We start from the raw sequence: 16,186 nt of genomic DNA on the forward strand, positions 1-16,186 counted from the left end.
GGGTTCGCCCGCGCGCTGGTGCAGCACCGCGGGTGCCCGCTCGCACAGTCCCAGGCAGGGGCTGCGCACCACGCAGGCGCGCCCGCCGTCGAGGTCGCGCTCCAGCGCCGCGACGATCTCCTCGCCGCCGGACGGGCCGCACGCCACGTCGTCGCAGACGTGCACCACCCGCGGGGCGCGCGGCTCCACCGAGAACATCGCGTAGAAGGTGGCGACGCCGTACACCTCGGCCGGCGGGACCTGCAGCGTCCGCGCGACGTGGTTCAGCGACCCCTCCGACAGCCAGCCCGCCGCGTCGTGCACCGCGTGCAGCAGCGGCAGCAGCAGGTGGCGCCGCGAGCGGGCGGCGTGCCCGGCGTGCGCCGACCGGGTCGGCCGGTCCCCGGCCGTGGCGTCCGCGGCGGTGGGAGCGAGCAACCCGAACGCGGCGTCGATCGTGTCCCGTTCGGCCGCGGTCGGTGCGGCGGTGGAGATGTGGAGATCCATTCACAGCCTCTCGATCCGCACCGCGGTCGCCTTGAACTCCGAGGTCCCCGACTTGGGGTCCCAGGCGTCGTTGGTGAGGACGTTGACGTCGACCTGCTCGGTGAAGTGCGGGGTGAACGACGCCAGCCCCGGCCGCAGCGACCGGTCGACCCACACCGGCGCCTCGACACTGCCGCGACGGCTGGTGACCCGCACCCGGTCGCCGTCGGTGATGCCGAGCGCGGCGGCGTCGGCCGCGTCGATGCGCAGCGACTCGCGGCGGCGCAGCGGCGAGGCGTAGCCGCCGGTCTGCACCCCCGAGTTGTAGGCGTCGAGCAGCCGCACGGTGGTGAGCCGGATCGGATACTCCTCGGTGAGCTCGTCGGCCGGTGGGACGTGCTCGACCGGGGTGAACGGCGCCGGCGCGCCGCGCTCGTCCGGGTCGTCGGCCCACAGCCGGGTGTGCATCAGCGGGGTGCCCGGGTGGTCCTCGGCGGGGCAGGGCCACTGGATGCCGCCGAGGGTGTCGAGGCGGTCGTAGCTCATGCCGTGGTGCCAGTTCAGCGACACCGAGCGCAGCTCGTCCCACACCTGCTCGGCGGTCGGCTCGCCCCAGTCGTGCCCGAGGCGCTGCGCGACGCCGCAGATGATGTGGGTGTCGGGGCGGGCCAGGCCCGGCGGGTCGAGGGCCTTGCGGACCCGCTGGACGCGGCGCTCGGAGTTGGTGACGGTGCCCTCGTACTCGCACCAGTCCGCGGCGGCGGGCAGCACGACGTCGGCGAGCTCGGCCGTGGCGGTGCGGAAGATGTCCTGGACGACGAGGTGGTCGAGGGAGGACAGCAGGTGCCGGGCGTGGGTGGCGTCGGCCTCGGACTCGGCCGGGTTCTCCCCGATGCAGTACAGCGCGCTCATCTGGCCGGCCTCCATCGCCTCGAACATCTGCGACAGGTGCCTGCCGGGACGGTCGGGGAACTCCGCGCCGCCGTAGACGGCGTGGAAGCGGGCGTGCGCCTCGGCGTCGGACACGTCGTAGCCGCCGGGCAGCTTGGCCGGGATGGCGCCCATGTCGCCGCCGCCCTGCACGTTGTTCTGTCCGCGCAGCGGCACCAGGCCGGAGCCGTAGCGGCCGACGTGCCCGGTCAGCAGCGCGAGGTTGATCAGCGCGAAGACGTAGTCGGCGGCGTTGTGGTGCTCGGTGATGCCCAGGGTCCAGCAGATCTGGGCGCGGTCGGCGCGGGCGTACGCGTGCGCCAGCTCCCGGATCGACGACGCCGGGACCCCGGTGATCTCCTCGGCGCGCTCGAGCGTGTACGGCTCCACCGCGGCCCGGTAGTCCTCGAACCCGCTGGTGGAACGCTGCACGAACGCGTGGTTGACCAGTCCGGCGTGGATGATCTCGCGGCCGACCGCGTTGGCCAGCGCGATGTCGGTGCCCACGTCGAGACCGAGCCACGAGTCCGCCCAGTGCGCGGTGGAGGTGTGGCGCGGGTCGACCGAGAACATCCGGGCGCCCTTGCGGATCCCCTGCAGCACGTGGTGGAAGAAGATGGGGTGCGTCTCGCGGGCGTTACTGCCCCACAGGACGAGGAGGTCGGCGTTCTCCGCCTCGACGTAGGCGGAGGTGCCGCCGCCGGCACCGAACACTGCCGTCAGACCGACGACGCTGGGAGCGTGTCAAGTGCGGTTGCAGCTGTCGACGTTGTTGCTGCCCATCACCGCCCGGGCGAACTTCTGCGCGACGTAGTTCATCTCGTTCGTCGCCTTGGAGCAGCTGAACATGCCGAAGCGGTCGCCCGGGACACCGGCGAACCCGGCCGCGGCACGGTCGAGGGCCTCGTCCCAGGACGCCGGGCGCAGCACCCCGTTCTCGCGGACCAGCGGCTCGGTGAGGCGGACGTGGCGGGGGCGGAAGCCCCGGCGCGATCCCTGCGGGCGGGTGGCGGTCATCGTCGACCTCCGGGGTGGTGGTGACCTTCGGCCCCCGCACCGTAGCAAGGTCGAGACCCCCGTCACACCCCTTCGAGCTCGTCGCCGGTCACCAGCGGGAACCACGGCGGCAGCGGCCCCGTCCCGCCCGCGACGGCCACCGGGCGCCCCAGCTCCCCCGCCGTGCGGGCGCGGACGGTGCGGATCACGCCCCCCTCGACCAGCCGCACCGCGGGCAGCGGGCGGGCCCGGGCCGCGGCCAGCTCGGCGGGGGTGTTGACGTTGGTCAGCGACGCCAGGTCCGGGTCGAGGCGGGCCAGCACCGGGTCGCTGCGCAGGGTCTGCTCGCCGATCCGGCGGACCGCGACCCGGTCGAACAGCGACGGCGGGCGGCCCTGCCCGGACGCGGTCAGCCCGTCGATCACCGGGGCGAGTGCGGTGGCGTAGGCGGCGGCGAGCGGCTGGTGGTGCCCGAACGCCTCGGGCAGCGCGACGTCGTGCTCCCCGCGCAGATCCAGCACGCGGGCGACGAAGGCGGGGTGCAGCAGCGGCAGGTCGACCGACGCGACGAACGCCGCCTGCGCCCGGCCCGCGACGGCGGCCAGCCCGGCGCCGATCGCGGGCAGCGGGCCGAGCCCGGGTACCGGGTCGTCGACGACCTCGGTGCCCGGCGGCAGCTCCGGCAGCTCCTGCCCGGCGGCACGCACCACGACCAGCGGCCCGTCCACCGCCCGGCCCAGTACGGCGACGGTGCGGGTCAGCAGCGCCGCCCCGTGCCAGTCCAGCGACGCCTTCGCCGTCCCCATCCGCGAGGACGCACCGCCCGCCGGCACGATTCCCGCCCCCGGCCGACGACCCCCGTACCCGCGCACGTGGCCGATCCTCCTCCTACCCTGGAGGGTGGACAGCGGGAGGGGATCGGAATGGGACGGCTCACCGTGCGGCGCCCGGTGCTGCACCTCAACGGGGACGGCAGCACCCGCTCGCGGCCGGACACCCTCGTGGCCGAGGAGCCGCTGGAGCTGCGCGTCGGGGGGAAGGCGCTGTCGGTGACGATGCGCACCCCCGGCCACGACGTGGAGCTCGCGCACGGGTTCCTGCTGACCGAGGGTGTGATCGGCTCCGGGCTGGACCTGGCCGGGGCCCGCTACTGCAACTCCGTCGACGAGCAGGGCCGCAACACCTACAACGTGCTCGACGTCGACCTGGCCGAGGGCGTCGCCCCGCCGGACGCGTCGGTGGAGCGGAACTTCTACACCACCTCGTCGTGCGGGGTGTGCGGGAAGGCCTCGCTGGACGCGGTGAAACTCAAGACCCGCCACTCCCCGGCGGCGGACCCGCTGCGGATCGACCGGGAGCTGCTGCTGGAGCTGCCCGACCGGCTGCGCGAGCACCAGAAGGTGTTCGGCTCCACCGGCGGGCTGCACGCCGCCGCCCTGTTCGACGCCGACGGCGGCCTGCTCGCCGCCCGCGAGGACGTGGGCCGGCACAACGCGGTGGACAAGGTGCTGGGCCGGATGGTGATGGACGGCCGCGTGCCCGCCGCCGGCACCGTGCTGATGGTGTCGGGACGGGCGTCGTTCGAACTGGTGCAGAAGGCCGTGATGGCCGGGGTGCCGATGCTCGCGGCGGTGTCGGCGCCGTCGTCGCTGGCCGTCGAGCTGGCCGAGGAGTCCGGGATGACCCTGGTCGGGTTCCTGCGCGGGCGGACCGGCAACGTCTACACCGGGGCCGAGCGCATCGACCTGTAGGGCCGGGAGGTGCGTCAGGCCCGTGGCGTGAGCGTGGCCCAGGCCCGCTCGTGCCGGTCCACCACCCGGCGCAGCCGCCCCGCGGTCCCGGCCGGGCCGACCAGCGCGGCGACGGTGGCGACCACCAGCGCGCAGCCCGCGACCTGCCACGCGGTCAGGGTCTCCCCGAGCACCAGCATGCCGAGCACCACCGACAGCACCGGGTGCACCAGCAGCAGCGCACCCGCGGTGCCCGGCGCCAGCCCGGCCGAGCCGCGCCCGATCAGCACCCAGGACACCACCTGCCCGGCCAGGGCCAGCACGATCAGCCAGGCCCACGTCGTCGCGGGCAGCGCGACCACGATCCCGCCCCCGGCGACGCCGACGATCCCGCAGGTCACCCCGGCCCCGACGGTCGCCAGCGCGACCGGGGTCACCAGGTGACGCGGACGGCCCCGCGACACCGAGCGGTTCAGGTGCAGGAAGCCGGCGTAGGCGACCCCGGCGAGGGTGCCGAGCACCGCACCACGCACCGGCTCCGGTCCGCCGACCCCGGCGCCGAGCACCCCGCCGGCCAGCGCGATGCCGCCCAGCAGCAGCGGCGCCGCGTAGACCAGCCGGCGCGGGACCCGCTCCCCCGCGACGACCCAGGCGATCAGCGGCAGCGCCAGCACCTGGATGTTGAGCACGACGTTCGCGATCCCGGCGCCCGCGTCGAGCACCGCGCGGGTCCACAGCAGGAAGTCCGTCCCCAGGAACACCCCGGACAGCAGGGACCAGCCGACCGTCGCGAGCGGGAGGCCGCCCGCGCGGCGGTACTCGGCCAGTGCCCACGGCCCCAGCACGACCAGGGCGAGCACGCACCGCCAGACCGACGCCGTCGCCGGGTCGGCGCCCGCGAGCGCGACGAGGATGCCGGTCCAGGCCAGGACCGAGGCGCCGGCGACGAGGAGGAGGGCGGAGTGCGGATCGGGGGTGGTGCGTACGTTCACCCGATCCACGATCCCCGCCGCAACCGCGAAGCTCCAATGATTGTTCCTACCTGGTACCGCTAAGCTGTGCTGTGTGATCTCCTGGGACCGGCTTCGCGTGTTCGACGCCGTCGCCGAGCACGGCTCGGTCGGCGCCGCCGCGGCCGCGCTGCACATCACCGGACCCGCGGTGACCCAGCAGCTGCGCAAGCTCGAACGCGAGACCGGCACCCGGCTCGTCGAACCGGACGGGCGGGGCATCCGGCTCACCGCGGCCGGGCACGTGCTGGCCGGGCACGCGGCCACCGCGGCGGCGACCGTCGCCGGCGCCGAGCGCGACCTCGCCGCCCTGCACGACGACGCCGCCGGACCCCTGCGGATCGGCTCGGTCGCGAGCGCCCTGCGGACACTGCTGCCCGAGGTCATCGACGGACTGGCCGCCGCGCACCCCCGGCTGGTCCCCACCGTCGACGACGGCGAGGTCGTCGACCTGCTGCCCGCGCTGCAGAACCGCGACCTGGACGCGGTGCTCATGGAGAGCTGGACCCAACGTCCGGCCCGGCTGCCCGCGGGGATCCGGGTGACCGCGCTGGCCACCGAGCCCGCGATGCTCGCCGTCCCCGCCGACGACCCGCTCACCGGGCCCGACCCGGTGCCGCTGCGCACCCTGGCCGGGCGGGTGTGGGCGTCGGGCCCGATCGGGACCGAGCCGTACGAGGCGCTGCTGCAGCTGCTGCGCAGCGCCGGGTTCGAGCCCGACATCCGCTACCGGGTCGGGGACTTCTCCACCCAGCTGTCCCTCGTCCGGGCGCGGCTCGCGGTCGCGCTCGTGCCGGCGATGGCGGTGGCGGGCTCGGCGGTGCCCGGAGGCACCGGCCCGGTCCCCGCCACCGCCGACGACGGCGTCCGCCTGCTGTCCTGCCGGCCCGCTGCGGGCCGCTCCCTGGTCCTGGCCACCCGCGGGTCCGACGCCGACCTCCCCGCCCTGCGCGCCCTCGTCGACGGCCTGCGCACCGCGGCGGCCCGCATCTCCCCCGCCTGACCCCCGCGTCCGCAACCACACCCCCTGGCCGCCTCCCACACCCGTCGCAACGGGTGTGGGAGCCCGGAACCGGGTGTGGATCCGTTCAGGCGAGCATGTCGCGCACCATCGGGATGACCCGCGTGCCGTACAGCTCGACCGCGCGCAGCCGGGCCGACACCGGCTGCGGCCCGACGGTGTAGATCAGGTCGAAGCGCTGCGCGCCCAGCGAGCGGATCGAGTCGGCGATGCGGCGGGCCACCGTCTCGGGGGACCCGACGTGCAGCGCACCGCCGGAGACCTCGGCCTCGAACCGGGCGCGGTCCAGCGGCGGCCAGCCGCGCTGGGCGCCGATCCGGTCCATCTGCGCCTTGTACGGGGCGAAGAAGATCTCCTTCGCCTCCTCGTCGGTGTCGGCGACGAAGCCCGGCGAGTGCATGCCCACCGGCTTCGCCGCGTGCCCGAACTGCTCGACGGCGCGGTGGTAGAGGTCGACGTAGGGCGCGAACCGTCCGGCCGGGCCGCCGATGATGGCGAGCATCAGGCCCAGGTCGTGGCGGGCGGTGCGGACCACCGACTCCGGCGAGCCGCCGACACCGACCCACACGGGCAGCCGGCGGCCGGTCGTCGGGAAGACCTCGACGCCGTCGAGCGCGGCGCGGGTGGCGCCCCGCCATGTCACCGGCTTCTCGTCGAGGAGCTGCACGAACAGCTCCAGCTTCTCCTCGAACAGCTGCTCGTAGTCGTTCATGGAGTAGCCGAACAGCGGGAAGGACTCGGTGAACGAGCCGCGACCCACGATGACCTCGGCACGGCCGTCGGACAGCGCATCGAGGGTGGCGAAGCGCTGGTACACCCGCACCGGGTCGTCCGAGCTGAGCACGGTGACGCCGGAGGACAGCCGGATCCGGGAGGTGCGGGTCGCGATCCCGGCGAGCACCGTCTCCGGGGTGGTGATGGCGTACTCGGGGCGGTGGTGCTCCCCCAGCGCGACGACGTCGACGCCGGCCCCGTCGGCCAGCACCACCTCGTCGACGACCTGGCGGATGGCCTGCGGGTGCGACAGCGGCGTGCCGTCGTCGCCCACCGGCACGTCGCCGAAGGTGTCCATGCCGAAGACGATGTCGCTCATCCGCTCCCCCAATATGGTTGATTCTTCAACCATCATGCCACGGAGGCGGACCGTGCGTGGACGGGGCCCGGAACGGGGAACCCGGGCACATGCGACGTACCGCGCCCGCGCTGCTGGCCCTGTTCCTGCTCACGGGGTGCGGCACGGCCGCACCCACCATCGACCTGGACGACCCGATGGGCACCGCGGGCGACGCGGCCACCTCGATCGGCGCGATCGACATCCGCGACGCGGCCATCGCACCCGCCGACGACGCCGAGGGCGGGATCGCCCACCCCGCGGGCTCCGACGTCGGGCTGCGCCTCGTCGCGGTCAACAACGGCGACGCCGCCGACCGGCTGGTCTCCGCGAGCTCCCCACTGGCCGAGGACGTCGACGTCAGCGGCGAGCAGTCCCTGCTCGGCGGCGCGACGCTGCTGGTGGGTGACACCGGGTCCGCCGTCCCCGCCGGCGCGGCGTCGGTCACCCGGGCCGCGGTGACCCTCGACGACCTGCGCCAGGCCCTGTCGGTCGGCCCGACCTACCCGGTCACCCTGACCTTCGAACGGGCCGGGTCCGTGACCCTGGAACTGCCGGTCGACAACCCCGACGGCAGGTGAGCTCGCTCAGCGCTCCCGGGCGCCGAGACGGCGGAGCAGGTTCGCCCCGAACCGGTCCCCTGTCGCGTCCATCGTCGCCTTCATCGTGCGGGTGACCACCGGCGCCGCGAGCCGCGACAGCGGCATGTCGACGTCGACGGTCAGCGAGATCTCCAGGTGCGTCGCCGGCGAGCCGTCCGGCTCCGGGTCCGCGTCGCTCAGCGCGTAGTAGCCCTCCGCGCCCGCCCACTCGGTCACCCCGGTGGGCGGCGCGTGGGTGAACTCGATCCGCTTGCCCTCGACGAAGGTCATCCGCTCGGTGAACACCGGCTTGATGCCCACCCCGAGCACCGCGATCCGCACCATGTGCCAGCGCCACAGCTCGTAGCCGTCGACGGCCGCGTCCCACGCGGAGTCGGCGTCGATCCGGTTGAGCAGCGGCGTCAGCGTCGGCAGCACATCGGGATCGGTCAGGACGCGCCAGACGTCGTCGCGCGAGGCCGTCACGACGGCCTCGGACGCGGTGGTCGCGGAGAAGCGGGTCAGGACGCCCCGTCCCCGCCCAGTGCCCCACCGGCGGCGGGGGTGTCGTCGCCACCCGCCACGTCGGGCTCGGGCTCCTCGGTGCCGCGGTTCGCGGTCGGCAGCAGGTCGGTCAGCGCCGCACCCTCGAGACGGCGGAAGGTCCGCCGCGGCCGGGTCCGGTCGAGCACCGCGACCTCCAGCGCCTCGGCGCCGAGCACCCGCGGCTGGGCGTTCGCGCCGTTGCCCGGCGTGGCCGGGTCCGCGCCGGGCACCTGCAGCCCGCCGAGCGCGACCTCGATCGCGGCGCCCAGCTCCAGCCCGTGCTCGTAGGTCTCGGACAGCTTCTGCGAGATCGGCTCGGTCTGACCGCCCATGACGACGAACCGCGGCTCGTCGGTGATCGACCCGTCGTAGGTGATCCGGTACAGCTGGTCCCCGGCGGCCTCGACGCCCACCTCGGCGACGCAGAGCTCCACCTCGAAGGGCTTCTGCTGCTCGACGAACGCGGTGCCCAGCGCCTGGGCGTAGGCGTTGGCCAGCATCCGGCCGGTCACGTCGCGCCGGTCGTAGGTGAACCCGCGGAAGTCGGCCATCCGGATCCCGCCGGTACGCAGGTTCTCGAACTCGTTGTACCGGCCGACCGCGGCGAAGCCGATCTTGTCGTAGATCTCGGAGACCTTGTGCAGCGCCGTCGACCGGTTCTCCGCGACGAACAGCACGCCACCGGCGTAGGTCAGCACGACCACGCTGCGGCCGCGCGAGATGCCCTTGCGGGCCAGCTCGGAACGGTCGCGCAGCAGCTGGTCGACGGAGGAGTAGAACGGCATCGTCATGGGGAGGCGCTCCAGGCTCGTGCTTCGTGCGGGGAGGGGGTCAGCGGGCCGGACCGCCGGGGCGCTCCCGGCGCCCGGCGATCACCTGGTCGACGACGGCGGCGATCTCGGCGTCGTCGCGGCGCACGGCGCCCTCGGCGGTGATGCCGACGACCACCGGGTAGATGCGCCGCACCGTGTCCGGCCCACCGGTGGCGGTGTCGTCGTCCGCGGCGTCGTAGAGCGCCTCGACCGCGGTGCGCACCGCGCCGTCGAGGTCCGCGGCCGGGTCGTGCAGCTTCTTCAGCGACGACTTCGCGAACACCGAGCCGGACCCGACGGCGTGGAAGCCGAGGTTCTCGTCGTACCGGCCGCCGGTGGGGTCGAAGGTGACGATCCGGCCGGCCTGCGCCGGGTCGGCGGCGTCGGTGTCGTAGCCCGCGAACAGCGGGACGACGACGAAGCCCTGCATCGCCGCGCCCAGGTTCTGGCGGACCATGCCGGCGAGCTTGTTGGCCTTGCCGTCGAGCGAGAGCGGGACGCCCTCGAGCTTCTCGTAGTGCTCGAGGTCGACCGAGAACAGCCGGACCATCTCCAGCGCGATCCCCGCGGAGCCGGCGATGCCGACGGCGGAATGGGTGTCGGTGACGAACACCTTCTCGATGTCGCGCTGGGCGATCACGTTGCCCGCGGTCGCGCGCCGGTCACCGGCGATCACGACGCCGCCGGAGAACAGCAGCGCGACGATCGTGGTGCCGTGCGGGACACCCAGGGCGTCGGCGGAGGTGCCGGGACCGGCTGTCCGGTCCAGGCCCGCGCCGGGGAGCAGGTGCGGGGCCGCGCCGCCGACGAAGTCGGAGAACGACTGCGACCCGGTCAGGAAGGTGCCGAGCTGACCCGTGTGGTGCCCGGGCACCAGCCCGGAGGTGACCGACGGCCGGAACTCCATCTCTCGGACGTGCCTTTCGTTCGAACTGCGTGCGCCGGTGGTCCCGCTCCCCCGCGTCGGCGGGGTCTGCGGCCCTTCCGGCACGGCCGGGCCCGCAGGTGCGGACCCGGCCGGGACGGTACTGCTGGTGCCGGGGTGCGGCAGGGTGAGTGGCCCCGTGGGGCTCACTCACCGCCCTTCTGCACGTAGGACCGCACGAAGTCCTCCGCGTTCTCCTCCAGCACGTCGTCGATCTCGTCGAGGATGGTGTCGACGTCCTCACCGAGCTTCTCGCGGCGCTCCTGACCGGATCCGGACGCGTTCTCCCCGGACTCGTCGTCTCCGTCGCCGCCACCCTGGCGCTTGGTCTGCTCCTGGGACATGACGCCTCCTCCTCGCAGAGTTGCCTGCAGGTTCACCCTACCCACCGGGGGCGACAAAATCGCCTGTTGCGCAGCGGCGTGTGATCCGCTCCCCCGGCGGGCGGGCTCAGGAGGCGGTGAGCTTGTCGACCAGCTCCTCGGCCGTCGACACCGCCTCGAACAGCTCCCCCACGTGCTTGCGGGTACCGCGCAGCGGCTCCAGCGTCGGGATCCGCACCAGGGACTCGCGGCCCAGGTCGAAGATCACCGAGTCCCAGGACGCGGCGGCGACCTCGACCGGGAACCGGCCCATGCAGGTACCGCGGAAGTAGGCGCGGGTGTCCTCGGGCGGCTCGGTCATCGCCGCGGCGACCTGCTCCTCGGTGACCAGCCGGCGCATCGACCCGCGGGTGACGAGCCGGTTGTAGAGGCCCTTGGCCAGCCGCACGTCGGAGTACTGCAGGTCGACCATCCCGAGCCGGCCCGACCCCCAGGTCAGGCCGTCGCGCTCGCGGTAGGCCTCGAGCAGCTTGAGCTTGGCCGTCCAGTCGAGCCGGTCGGCGGTCAGCATCGGGTCGCGCTCCAGGTCGACCAGTACCGACTCCCACTCCTCGACGACCTCGCGGGTGTCGGGGTCCCACTCCTCGCGGCGCGGGGAGACGGTCTGCTCCATGTGCTCGACCGCGCGGGCCAGGTACTCCTGCTGGATCTGCACCGCGGTGAGGTGACGACCGTCGGCCAGCGGGACGGTCCGCTGCAGCGTCGGGTCGTGACTGATCCGCGAGACCGACTTCACCGGCTCGGCCAGGCGCAGGTCCTCGAACGAGCGCCCCTTCTCGATCATGTCGAGGACCAGGGCGGTGGTGCCGACCTTGAGCAGCGTCGAGATCTCGGACAGGTTCGCGTCGCCGATGATGACGTGCAGGCGGCGGTACTTGTCGGCGTCGGCGTGCGGCTCGTCGCGGGTGTTGATGATCCCGCGCTTGAGCGTGGTCTCCAGGCCGACCTCGACCTCGACGTAGTCCGAGCGCTGGGCGATCTGGTAGCCGGCCTCGTCACCCTGCTGGCCGAGGCCGACCCGGCCGGCGCCGCAGACGACCTGGCGGGTCACGAAGAACGGGGTGAGGCCGGTGACGATCGACGGGAACGTCGTCGTCCGGGCCATCAGATAGTTCTCGTGGGAGCCGTAGCTGGCGCCCTTGCCGTCGACGTTGTTCTTGTAGAGCTGCATCCGCGGCGCGCCCGGCACGGTGGCTGCGCGGTTCGCCGCCTCCAGCATGATCCGCTCGCCGGCCTTGTCCCAGGTCACGATGTCGCGCGGGGACAGGACCTCCGGAGTGGAGTACTCCGGGTGGGCGTGGTCGACGTAGAACCGGGCGCCGTTGGTGAGGATGACGTTCGCCGCGCCGAGGTCGTCGAGGTCGGTGTCGAGCTGCGGCGCCAGCGACGGCGCCGACAGGTCGAACCCCCGGGCGTCGCGCAGCGGCGACTCCACCTCGTAGTCCCAGCGCGCCCGGCGGTTGCGGGGCACGTCCGCCGCAGCGGCGTAGGCCAGCACCACCTGCGTCGAGGTGACGACGGGGTTCGCGGTGGGGTCACCGGGCACGGCGATGCCGTACTCCACCTCGGTGCCCATGATCCGGCGGGCCGTCACGACCGGCCCCCTGCGCGAGAGTGCATTGCACGAGACTAACCGTCCGCGCCCCCGGTCGGGGTGCACCGCGGCCCGGCGGGATCATCGTGGCGTGACCGATCCCGCACGTGAGCGCATCACCGTCTTCGACGCCGGGGGCGCGCCCACCGGCGTCGCCGAGCGCGGCGAGGTCTACGCGCGCTCGCTGTGGCACGCCACGACGGCGGTCCTGCTCCGCTCCGCCGACGGCACGCGGGTCTACGTGCACCGTCGTACCGACACCAAGCTGGTCATGGCCGGGATGTGGGACTGCCTCGCCGGCGGGGTCCTCGACGAGGGCGAGACCCCCGACGCGTGCGCCGCCCGCGAGCTCGGCGAGGAGCTCGGCGTCACCGGCGTGCCGCTGGAGAAGCTGGCCGTGGTCGCCTTCGACGCCGCCGCGCTGGGTGTCGACACCGGGCCCGGCACCGGCCCGGACGGTCTGCGGGCCCACGTGCACGTCTACCGCGCCTTCTCCGACGGCCCGGTGACCCACCAGCCCTCTGAGGTGGCCGAGGGCGGCTGGTGGACCCTCGACGAGCTGGCGGCCCGGATCGGCGCGCCGGACCGGGCCTGGGTCCCCGACGGCCTGTACGTCACCCGCCTGCTGCTGGCCGACCTCGTCCGTTAGGGTCCTCGGGCCAGCGCGTTTACCAGTGGGTAACATACGTCACCCACATCGGTACCTGAATCGGTCACTACCCGGCGGGTCGCGCGACGCCACCCGGGGAAGGGCCCAGCGTGGGGCCTTCCCCGACGCCCACCACGCCCACCACGCGACAGTTCCAGGAGTCACCCATGGTCAGCATCTCGGTCTCGGCCCGTTCCCTCGCCGCCGCCAGGCTGATCGATCCCGACGTCAACACCGCCGCCGTGCAGGCCGCGGTGGAGGCGGCACTGGCCGCCGAGCGCCACGAGCAGCGCGCCGCGGGCTCCACCACGCGTCGCGAGCACACCGCCCGCCGCGAGCCGGACTCCCGCCACTCCTGACCCTCCCCGCCCCGCCGGCGGCTTCCCGTGGGCCCGGCGGCGGGGCCGGACAGCGCGACGGCCCGCACCCCGAGCGGGATGCGGGCCGTCGCGGCCGTGATCAGAAGTTGATCATGTGGCCGGCCAGGCCGTGGATCGCCTCCTGCAGGCACTCCGACAGGGTCGGGTGCGCGTGCACGTTGCGCGCCATCTCGTGGACGGTCAGGTCCCACTTCTGGGCCAGGGTCAGCTCGGGCAGCAGCTCGGTCGCCTCGGCGCCGATGATGTGCCCACCCAGCAGCTCGCCGTAGGTGTCGTCGGCGATCAGCTTGACGAAGCCGGCGGGCTCGGCCATGCCGTGCGCCTTGCCGTTCGCGGTGAACGGGAAGGTCGCGGTGTTGACCTTCCAGCCCTTCTCGTCGGCCAGCTCGCGGGCCTCGGTCTCGGTGTAGCCGAACGACGCGACCTGCGGGTTGCAGAAGGTCGCGCGCGGCATCATCTTGTAGTTCAGCTCCTGGGTCTCGGCGCCCGCCAGGGTCTCGGCGGCGACGATGCCCTGCGCCTCGGCGACGTGGGCGAGCATGAGCTTCGCGGTGACGTCACCGATGGCGTAGACGTGCTCCACACTGGTGCGCATGTAGTCGTCGATCTCGATGGCGCCGCGCTCGGTGAGGTTCACGCCGAGCTTGTCGAGGCCGTACCCGTCGACCCGCGGGGCGAAGCCGATCGCCTGCACGACCTTGTCCGCGCGCAGGTCCTCGCTGCCCTTGGACGAGGAGACCGAGACGGTGACACCCTTGCCGTCGTCGGTGATGGACTCGACCTTCGTGGAGGTCCGCACCGTCACGCCGAGCTTCTTGTAGGCCTTGAGCAGCTCCTTGGACACGTCCGCGTCCTCGAGCGGGAGCAGCCGGTCCAGGTACTCGACGATGGTGACGTCGACGCCGTAGTTGGCCAGCACGAACGCGAACTCGACGCCGATCGCACCGGCACCGGCGATGATCACGCTCTCCGGCAGCTCGCGGGTGAGGATCTGCTCCTCGTAGGTCACGACGCGGTCGGACAGCTCGGTGCCCGGCAGCAGCTTGACGGTGGAGCCCGCAGCGATGATCACGTCGTCGTAGGTGACGGTCTCGTTGCCGCCCTTCGACAGCTCGACCTCGATCTCGCCGGGCTTGGTGAACCGGCCGAACCCGTCGAGCTCGGTGATCTTGTTCTTCTTCATCAGGAAGTGCACGCCCTTGACGCGCCCGTCCGCGACCGAACGGCTGCGGTCGAAGGCGGCGCCGAAGTCGAGCGACACCTCACCGGACAGACCGAAGGTCTTCTGCTCCTTGGTGACGATGTGCGCGATCTCGGCGTTGCGCAGCAGCGCCTTGGAGGGGATGCAGCCCACGTTGAGACAGACACCGCCCCAGTACTTCTCCTCGATCACCGCCACACTGCGGCCGAGCTGGGCAGCACGGATGGCCGCCACGTATCCACCGGGTCCGGCTCCGAGTACGACGACGTCGAAATGAGGCATGTGCCCAGCCTAGGACGCCTGGGCCGGGTCCGGGCCGTCCGGTCCCGAGTCCCGGGTCACGGGCCACTCCCCGCCACCGGACAGGTGCGCGACGACCGCCTCGCACGCCTCGCGCAGCCCGGCCTGCTGGGCCGGGGTCAGCCCGTCGAACACCGCCTCGCGGACGCTCTCGACGTGGTCCGGGGCCGCACCGGCCAGCACCTCGAAGCCGCGGTCGGTCAGCCGGGCCAGCTGACCGCGCCGGTCGGTGGGACAGGACCGCCGCTCGATCCAGCCCGCCTCCTCCATCCGGGCCACCGCGTGCGACACCCGGCTGCGCGAGGACAGCGCGGAGTCCGCGAGGACGCTCATCCGCAGCGTGCGGTCCGGCGCCTCGGAGAGCCGGACCAGGATCTCGTAGTACGCCTGGGGCATCCCCGCCCCGGCCTGCAGGCGTCGCTCCACCTTCTCCGAGACCAGCCGCTGCGCGGCCAGGAAGGCGCGCCAGGTGCGCTGCTCCTCGTCGTCCAGCCAGCGTGTGTGACTCATAGCACCCTCCGAAACATTGGGGCGTGGCATTCGTTGAACCTAGTATCGCTCTCAACAAGTGAGAGTTCAACTATCCCGAGGAGTCACCACCATGACCGCTGCCACCACCATCCCCGGCTACGTCGTCGGCACCTGGGACATCGACCCGGTGCACTCCGACGTGGCGTTCGTCGTCCGTCACATGATGGTCAGCAAGGTCCGTGGCCGCTTCGAGAAGGTCTCCGGCGAGCTCGTGACCGCGGAGCGGCTCGAGGACTCCACCGTCACCGCCACCATCGACGCCTCCTCGATCACCACCGGCAACGACCAGCGCGACGGCCACATCCGCTCCGCCGACTTCTTCGAGGTCGAGAAGTACCCGGAGTGGACCTTCCGGTCCACCGGGATCGCCGCGAAGGGTGAGGACTACGTGCTCACCGGCGACCTGACCCTCAAGGGCGTCACCAAGCCCGTCGAGCTGGACCTCGAGCTGAACGGCTTCGGCCCCGACGCCTGGGGCGGCACCCGCGCCGGGTTCACCGCGAAGACCACCGTCAAGCGGTCGGAGTTCGGTGTCGACATCGAGCTGCCGATGGACGGCGGCGGCGTCGTCGTCAGCGAGAAGGTCGGCGTCGAGCTGGAGATCCAGGCGGTCCTGCGCGCCTCCTGACCCCGCGCCCGCAGCCACGGCCCCGGACCGGCGACGCCGGCACCGGGGCCGTGCCGCGTCCGTAGGCTGGTGCCGTGCGCAGCTACTCCGAGACGGCCCCCGCCGGACCGCTGCGCGCGGTCGTCGAGGTGACCTGGCGGGCGCACGCCGGTACCGCGCCGCACACCCAGCGGGTGCTCCCCGACGGCTGCATGGACCTGCTCCTGTCCGGGGACCGGCTGGTCGTCGCGGGCCCCGACACCACGGCACACCTCGCCGCCTCGCCCGCGGGCGGCGTGACCACCGGTCTGCGCTTCCGGCCCGGCGCCCTCCCGGCCCTGCTCGGCGTCCCGGCCGACGAGCTGCGCGACCGCCGGGTCCCGCTCGCCGACGTGCTCGACCCCGGCCGGCGTC

General features: G+C 73.3%; 19 protein-coding genes. 7 read left to right on the plus strand and 12 right to left on the minus strand.

The genetic code is table 11. The features are described from left to right. The 3 genes from GTW08_RS27775 to GTW08_RS27785 form a co-directional block, all read right to left on the minus strand. The coding region (locus tag GTW08_RS27775; RefSeq protein WP_202417793.1) for an NAD(P)H-dependent oxidoreductase subunit E at positions 1-486 on the minus strand (486 nt) is incomplete at its 3' end. Then, complete coding sequence (locus tag GTW08_RS27780; protein WP_083658251.1) at positions 487-2,412, minus strand: molybdopterin oxidoreductase family protein; 1,926 nt, start codon at positions 2,410-2,412, stop codon at positions 487-489. A gap of 62 nt (positions 2,413-2,474) precedes the next feature. After that, positions 2,475-3,350 (minus strand): molybdenum cofactor guanylyltransferase, encoded by an 876-nt coding sequence (locus GTW08_RS27785; protein ID WP_346009980.1) that lies wholly within the window; start codon positions 3,348-3,350, stop codon positions 2,475-2,477. Between GTW08_RS27785 and fdhD the strand changes: the two genes are divergently transcribed. Continuing rightward, positions 3,315-4,142, plus strand: coding sequence for a formate dehydrogenase accessory sulfurtransferase FdhD (fdhD, locus tag GTW08_RS27790; protein ID WP_073574832.1), 828 nt, complete (start codon positions 3,315-3,317; stop codon positions 4,140-4,142). The two genes, GTW08_RS27785 and fdhD, sit on opposite strands and share 36 nt — an antisense overlap. A gap of 14 nt (positions 4,143-4,156) precedes the next feature. On the opposite strand, the gene GTW08_RS27795 is transcribed toward fdhD, so the two are convergent. After that, positions 4,157-5,113, minus strand: a complete 957-nt coding sequence (locus GTW08_RS27795; RefSeq protein ID WP_073574831.1) for an EamA family transporter — start codon at positions 5,111-5,113, stop codon at positions 4,157-4,159. Positions 5,114-5,186: 73 nt separating this feature from the next. Between GTW08_RS27795 and GTW08_RS27800 the strand changes: the two genes are divergently transcribed. After that, positions 5,187-6,134 (plus strand): LysR family transcriptional regulator, encoded by a 948-nt coding sequence (locus GTW08_RS27800; protein WP_073574830.1) that lies wholly within the window; start codon positions 5,187-5,189, stop codon positions 6,132-6,134. A gap of 85 nt (positions 6,135-6,219) precedes the next feature. On the opposite strand, the gene GTW08_RS27805 is transcribed toward GTW08_RS27800, so the two are convergent. After that, positions 6,220-7,245 (minus strand): LLM class flavin-dependent oxidoreductase, encoded by a 1,026-nt coding sequence (locus GTW08_RS27805; RefSeq protein ID WP_073574829.1) that lies wholly within the window; start codon positions 7,243-7,245, stop codon positions 6,220-6,222. An 89-nt stretch (positions 7,246-7,334) separates the two neighbouring features. On the opposite strand from GTW08_RS27805, the gene GTW08_RS27810 reads away from it, so the two are divergent. Beyond that, positions 7,335-7,844: a copper chaperone PCu(A)C gene (locus GTW08_RS27810; protein ID WP_139282739.1), complete on the plus strand. Its 510-nt coding sequence runs from the start codon at positions 7,335-7,337 to the stop codon at positions 7,842-7,844. Between the two features lie 6 nt (positions 7,845-7,850). Here the strand turns inward: GTW08_RS27810 and GTW08_RS27815 are convergent, their stop codons facing one another. The 5 genes from GTW08_RS27815 to dop form a co-directional block, all read right to left on the minus strand. Beyond that, positions 7,851-8,330 (minus strand): hypothetical protein, encoded by a 480-nt coding sequence (locus tag GTW08_RS27815; protein ID WP_073574827.1) that lies wholly within the window; start codon positions 8,328-8,330, stop codon positions 7,851-7,853. Between the two features lie 35 nt (positions 8,331-8,365). Continuing rightward, positions 8,366-9,181: a proteasome subunit alpha gene (prcA, locus tag GTW08_RS27820; RefSeq protein ID WP_073574826.1), complete on the minus strand. Its 816-nt coding sequence runs from the start codon at positions 9,179-9,181 to the stop codon at positions 8,366-8,368. Between the two features lie 40 nt (positions 9,182-9,221). Continuing rightward, positions 9,222-10,109: a proteasome subunit beta gene (gene prcB / locus GTW08_RS27825; protein WP_083658245.1), complete on the minus strand. Its 888-nt coding sequence runs from the start codon at positions 10,107-10,109 to the stop codon at positions 9,222-9,224. Between the two features lie 164 nt (positions 10,110-10,273). Further along, the gene (locus GTW08_RS27830) at positions 10,274-10,471 is read right to left on the minus strand and encodes a ubiquitin-like protein Pup (protein ID WP_020626587.1); all 198 of its coding nucleotides are present in this window, start codon (positions 10,469-10,471) and stop codon (positions 10,274-10,276) included. Between the two features lie 106 nt (positions 10,472-10,577). Next, positions 10,578-12,086, minus strand: a complete 1,509-nt coding sequence (dop, locus tag GTW08_RS27835) for a depupylase/deamidase Dop (protein ID WP_073575316.1) — start codon at positions 12,084-12,086, stop codon at positions 10,578-10,580. A 109-nt stretch (positions 12,087-12,195) separates the two neighbouring features. Between dop and GTW08_RS27840 the strand changes: the two genes are divergently transcribed. Both GTW08_RS27840 and GTW08_RS27845 read left to right on the plus strand, forming a co-directional pair. Continuing rightward, positions 12,196-12,753, plus strand: coding sequence for an NUDIX hydrolase (locus GTW08_RS27840; protein ID WP_073574825.1), 558 nt, complete (start codon positions 12,196-12,198; stop codon positions 12,751-12,753). 167 nt (positions 12,754-12,920) lie between these two features. After that, positions 12,921-13,112, plus strand: a complete 192-nt coding sequence (locus GTW08_RS27845; protein ID WP_073574824.1) for a hypothetical protein — start codon at positions 12,921-12,923, stop codon at positions 13,110-13,112. Positions 13,113-13,212: 100 nt separating this feature from the next. Here GTW08_RS27845 and lpdA read toward each other — a convergent pair whose 3' ends face one another. Beyond that, positions 13,213-14,616, minus strand: a complete 1,404-nt coding sequence (lpdA, locus tag GTW08_RS27850) for a dihydrolipoyl dehydrogenase (protein ID WP_073574823.1) — start codon at positions 14,614-14,616, stop codon at positions 13,213-13,215. Between the two features lie 9 nt (positions 14,617-14,625). Beyond that, positions 14,626-15,144, minus strand: a complete 519-nt coding sequence (locus GTW08_RS27855) for a MarR family winged helix-turn-helix transcriptional regulator (RefSeq protein WP_062395129.1) — start codon at positions 15,142-15,144, stop codon at positions 14,626-14,628. A gap of 91 nt (positions 15,145-15,235) precedes the next feature. Here GTW08_RS27855 and GTW08_RS27860 point away from each other — a divergent pair, with 91 nt between their 5' ends. Together GTW08_RS27860 and GTW08_RS27865 are read left to right on the plus strand one after the other, a co-directional pair. Beyond that, positions 15,236-15,793 (plus strand): YceI family protein, encoded by a 558-nt coding sequence (locus tag GTW08_RS27860; protein WP_062395132.1) that lies wholly within the window; start codon positions 15,236-15,238, stop codon positions 15,791-15,793. A gap of 74 nt (positions 15,794-15,867) precedes the next feature. After that, on the plus strand, positions 15,868-16,186 hold a 319-nt coding region (locus GTW08_RS27865; RefSeq protein ID WP_346009981.1), incomplete at its 3' end, for a DUF6597 domain-containing transcriptional factor.

It is taken from the genome of Pseudonocardia sp. SID8383 (genome assembly GCF_009864975.1).
GTDB lineage: Bacteria > Actinomycetota > Actinomycetes > Mycobacteriales > Pseudonocardiaceae > Pseudonocardia > Pseudonocardia alni.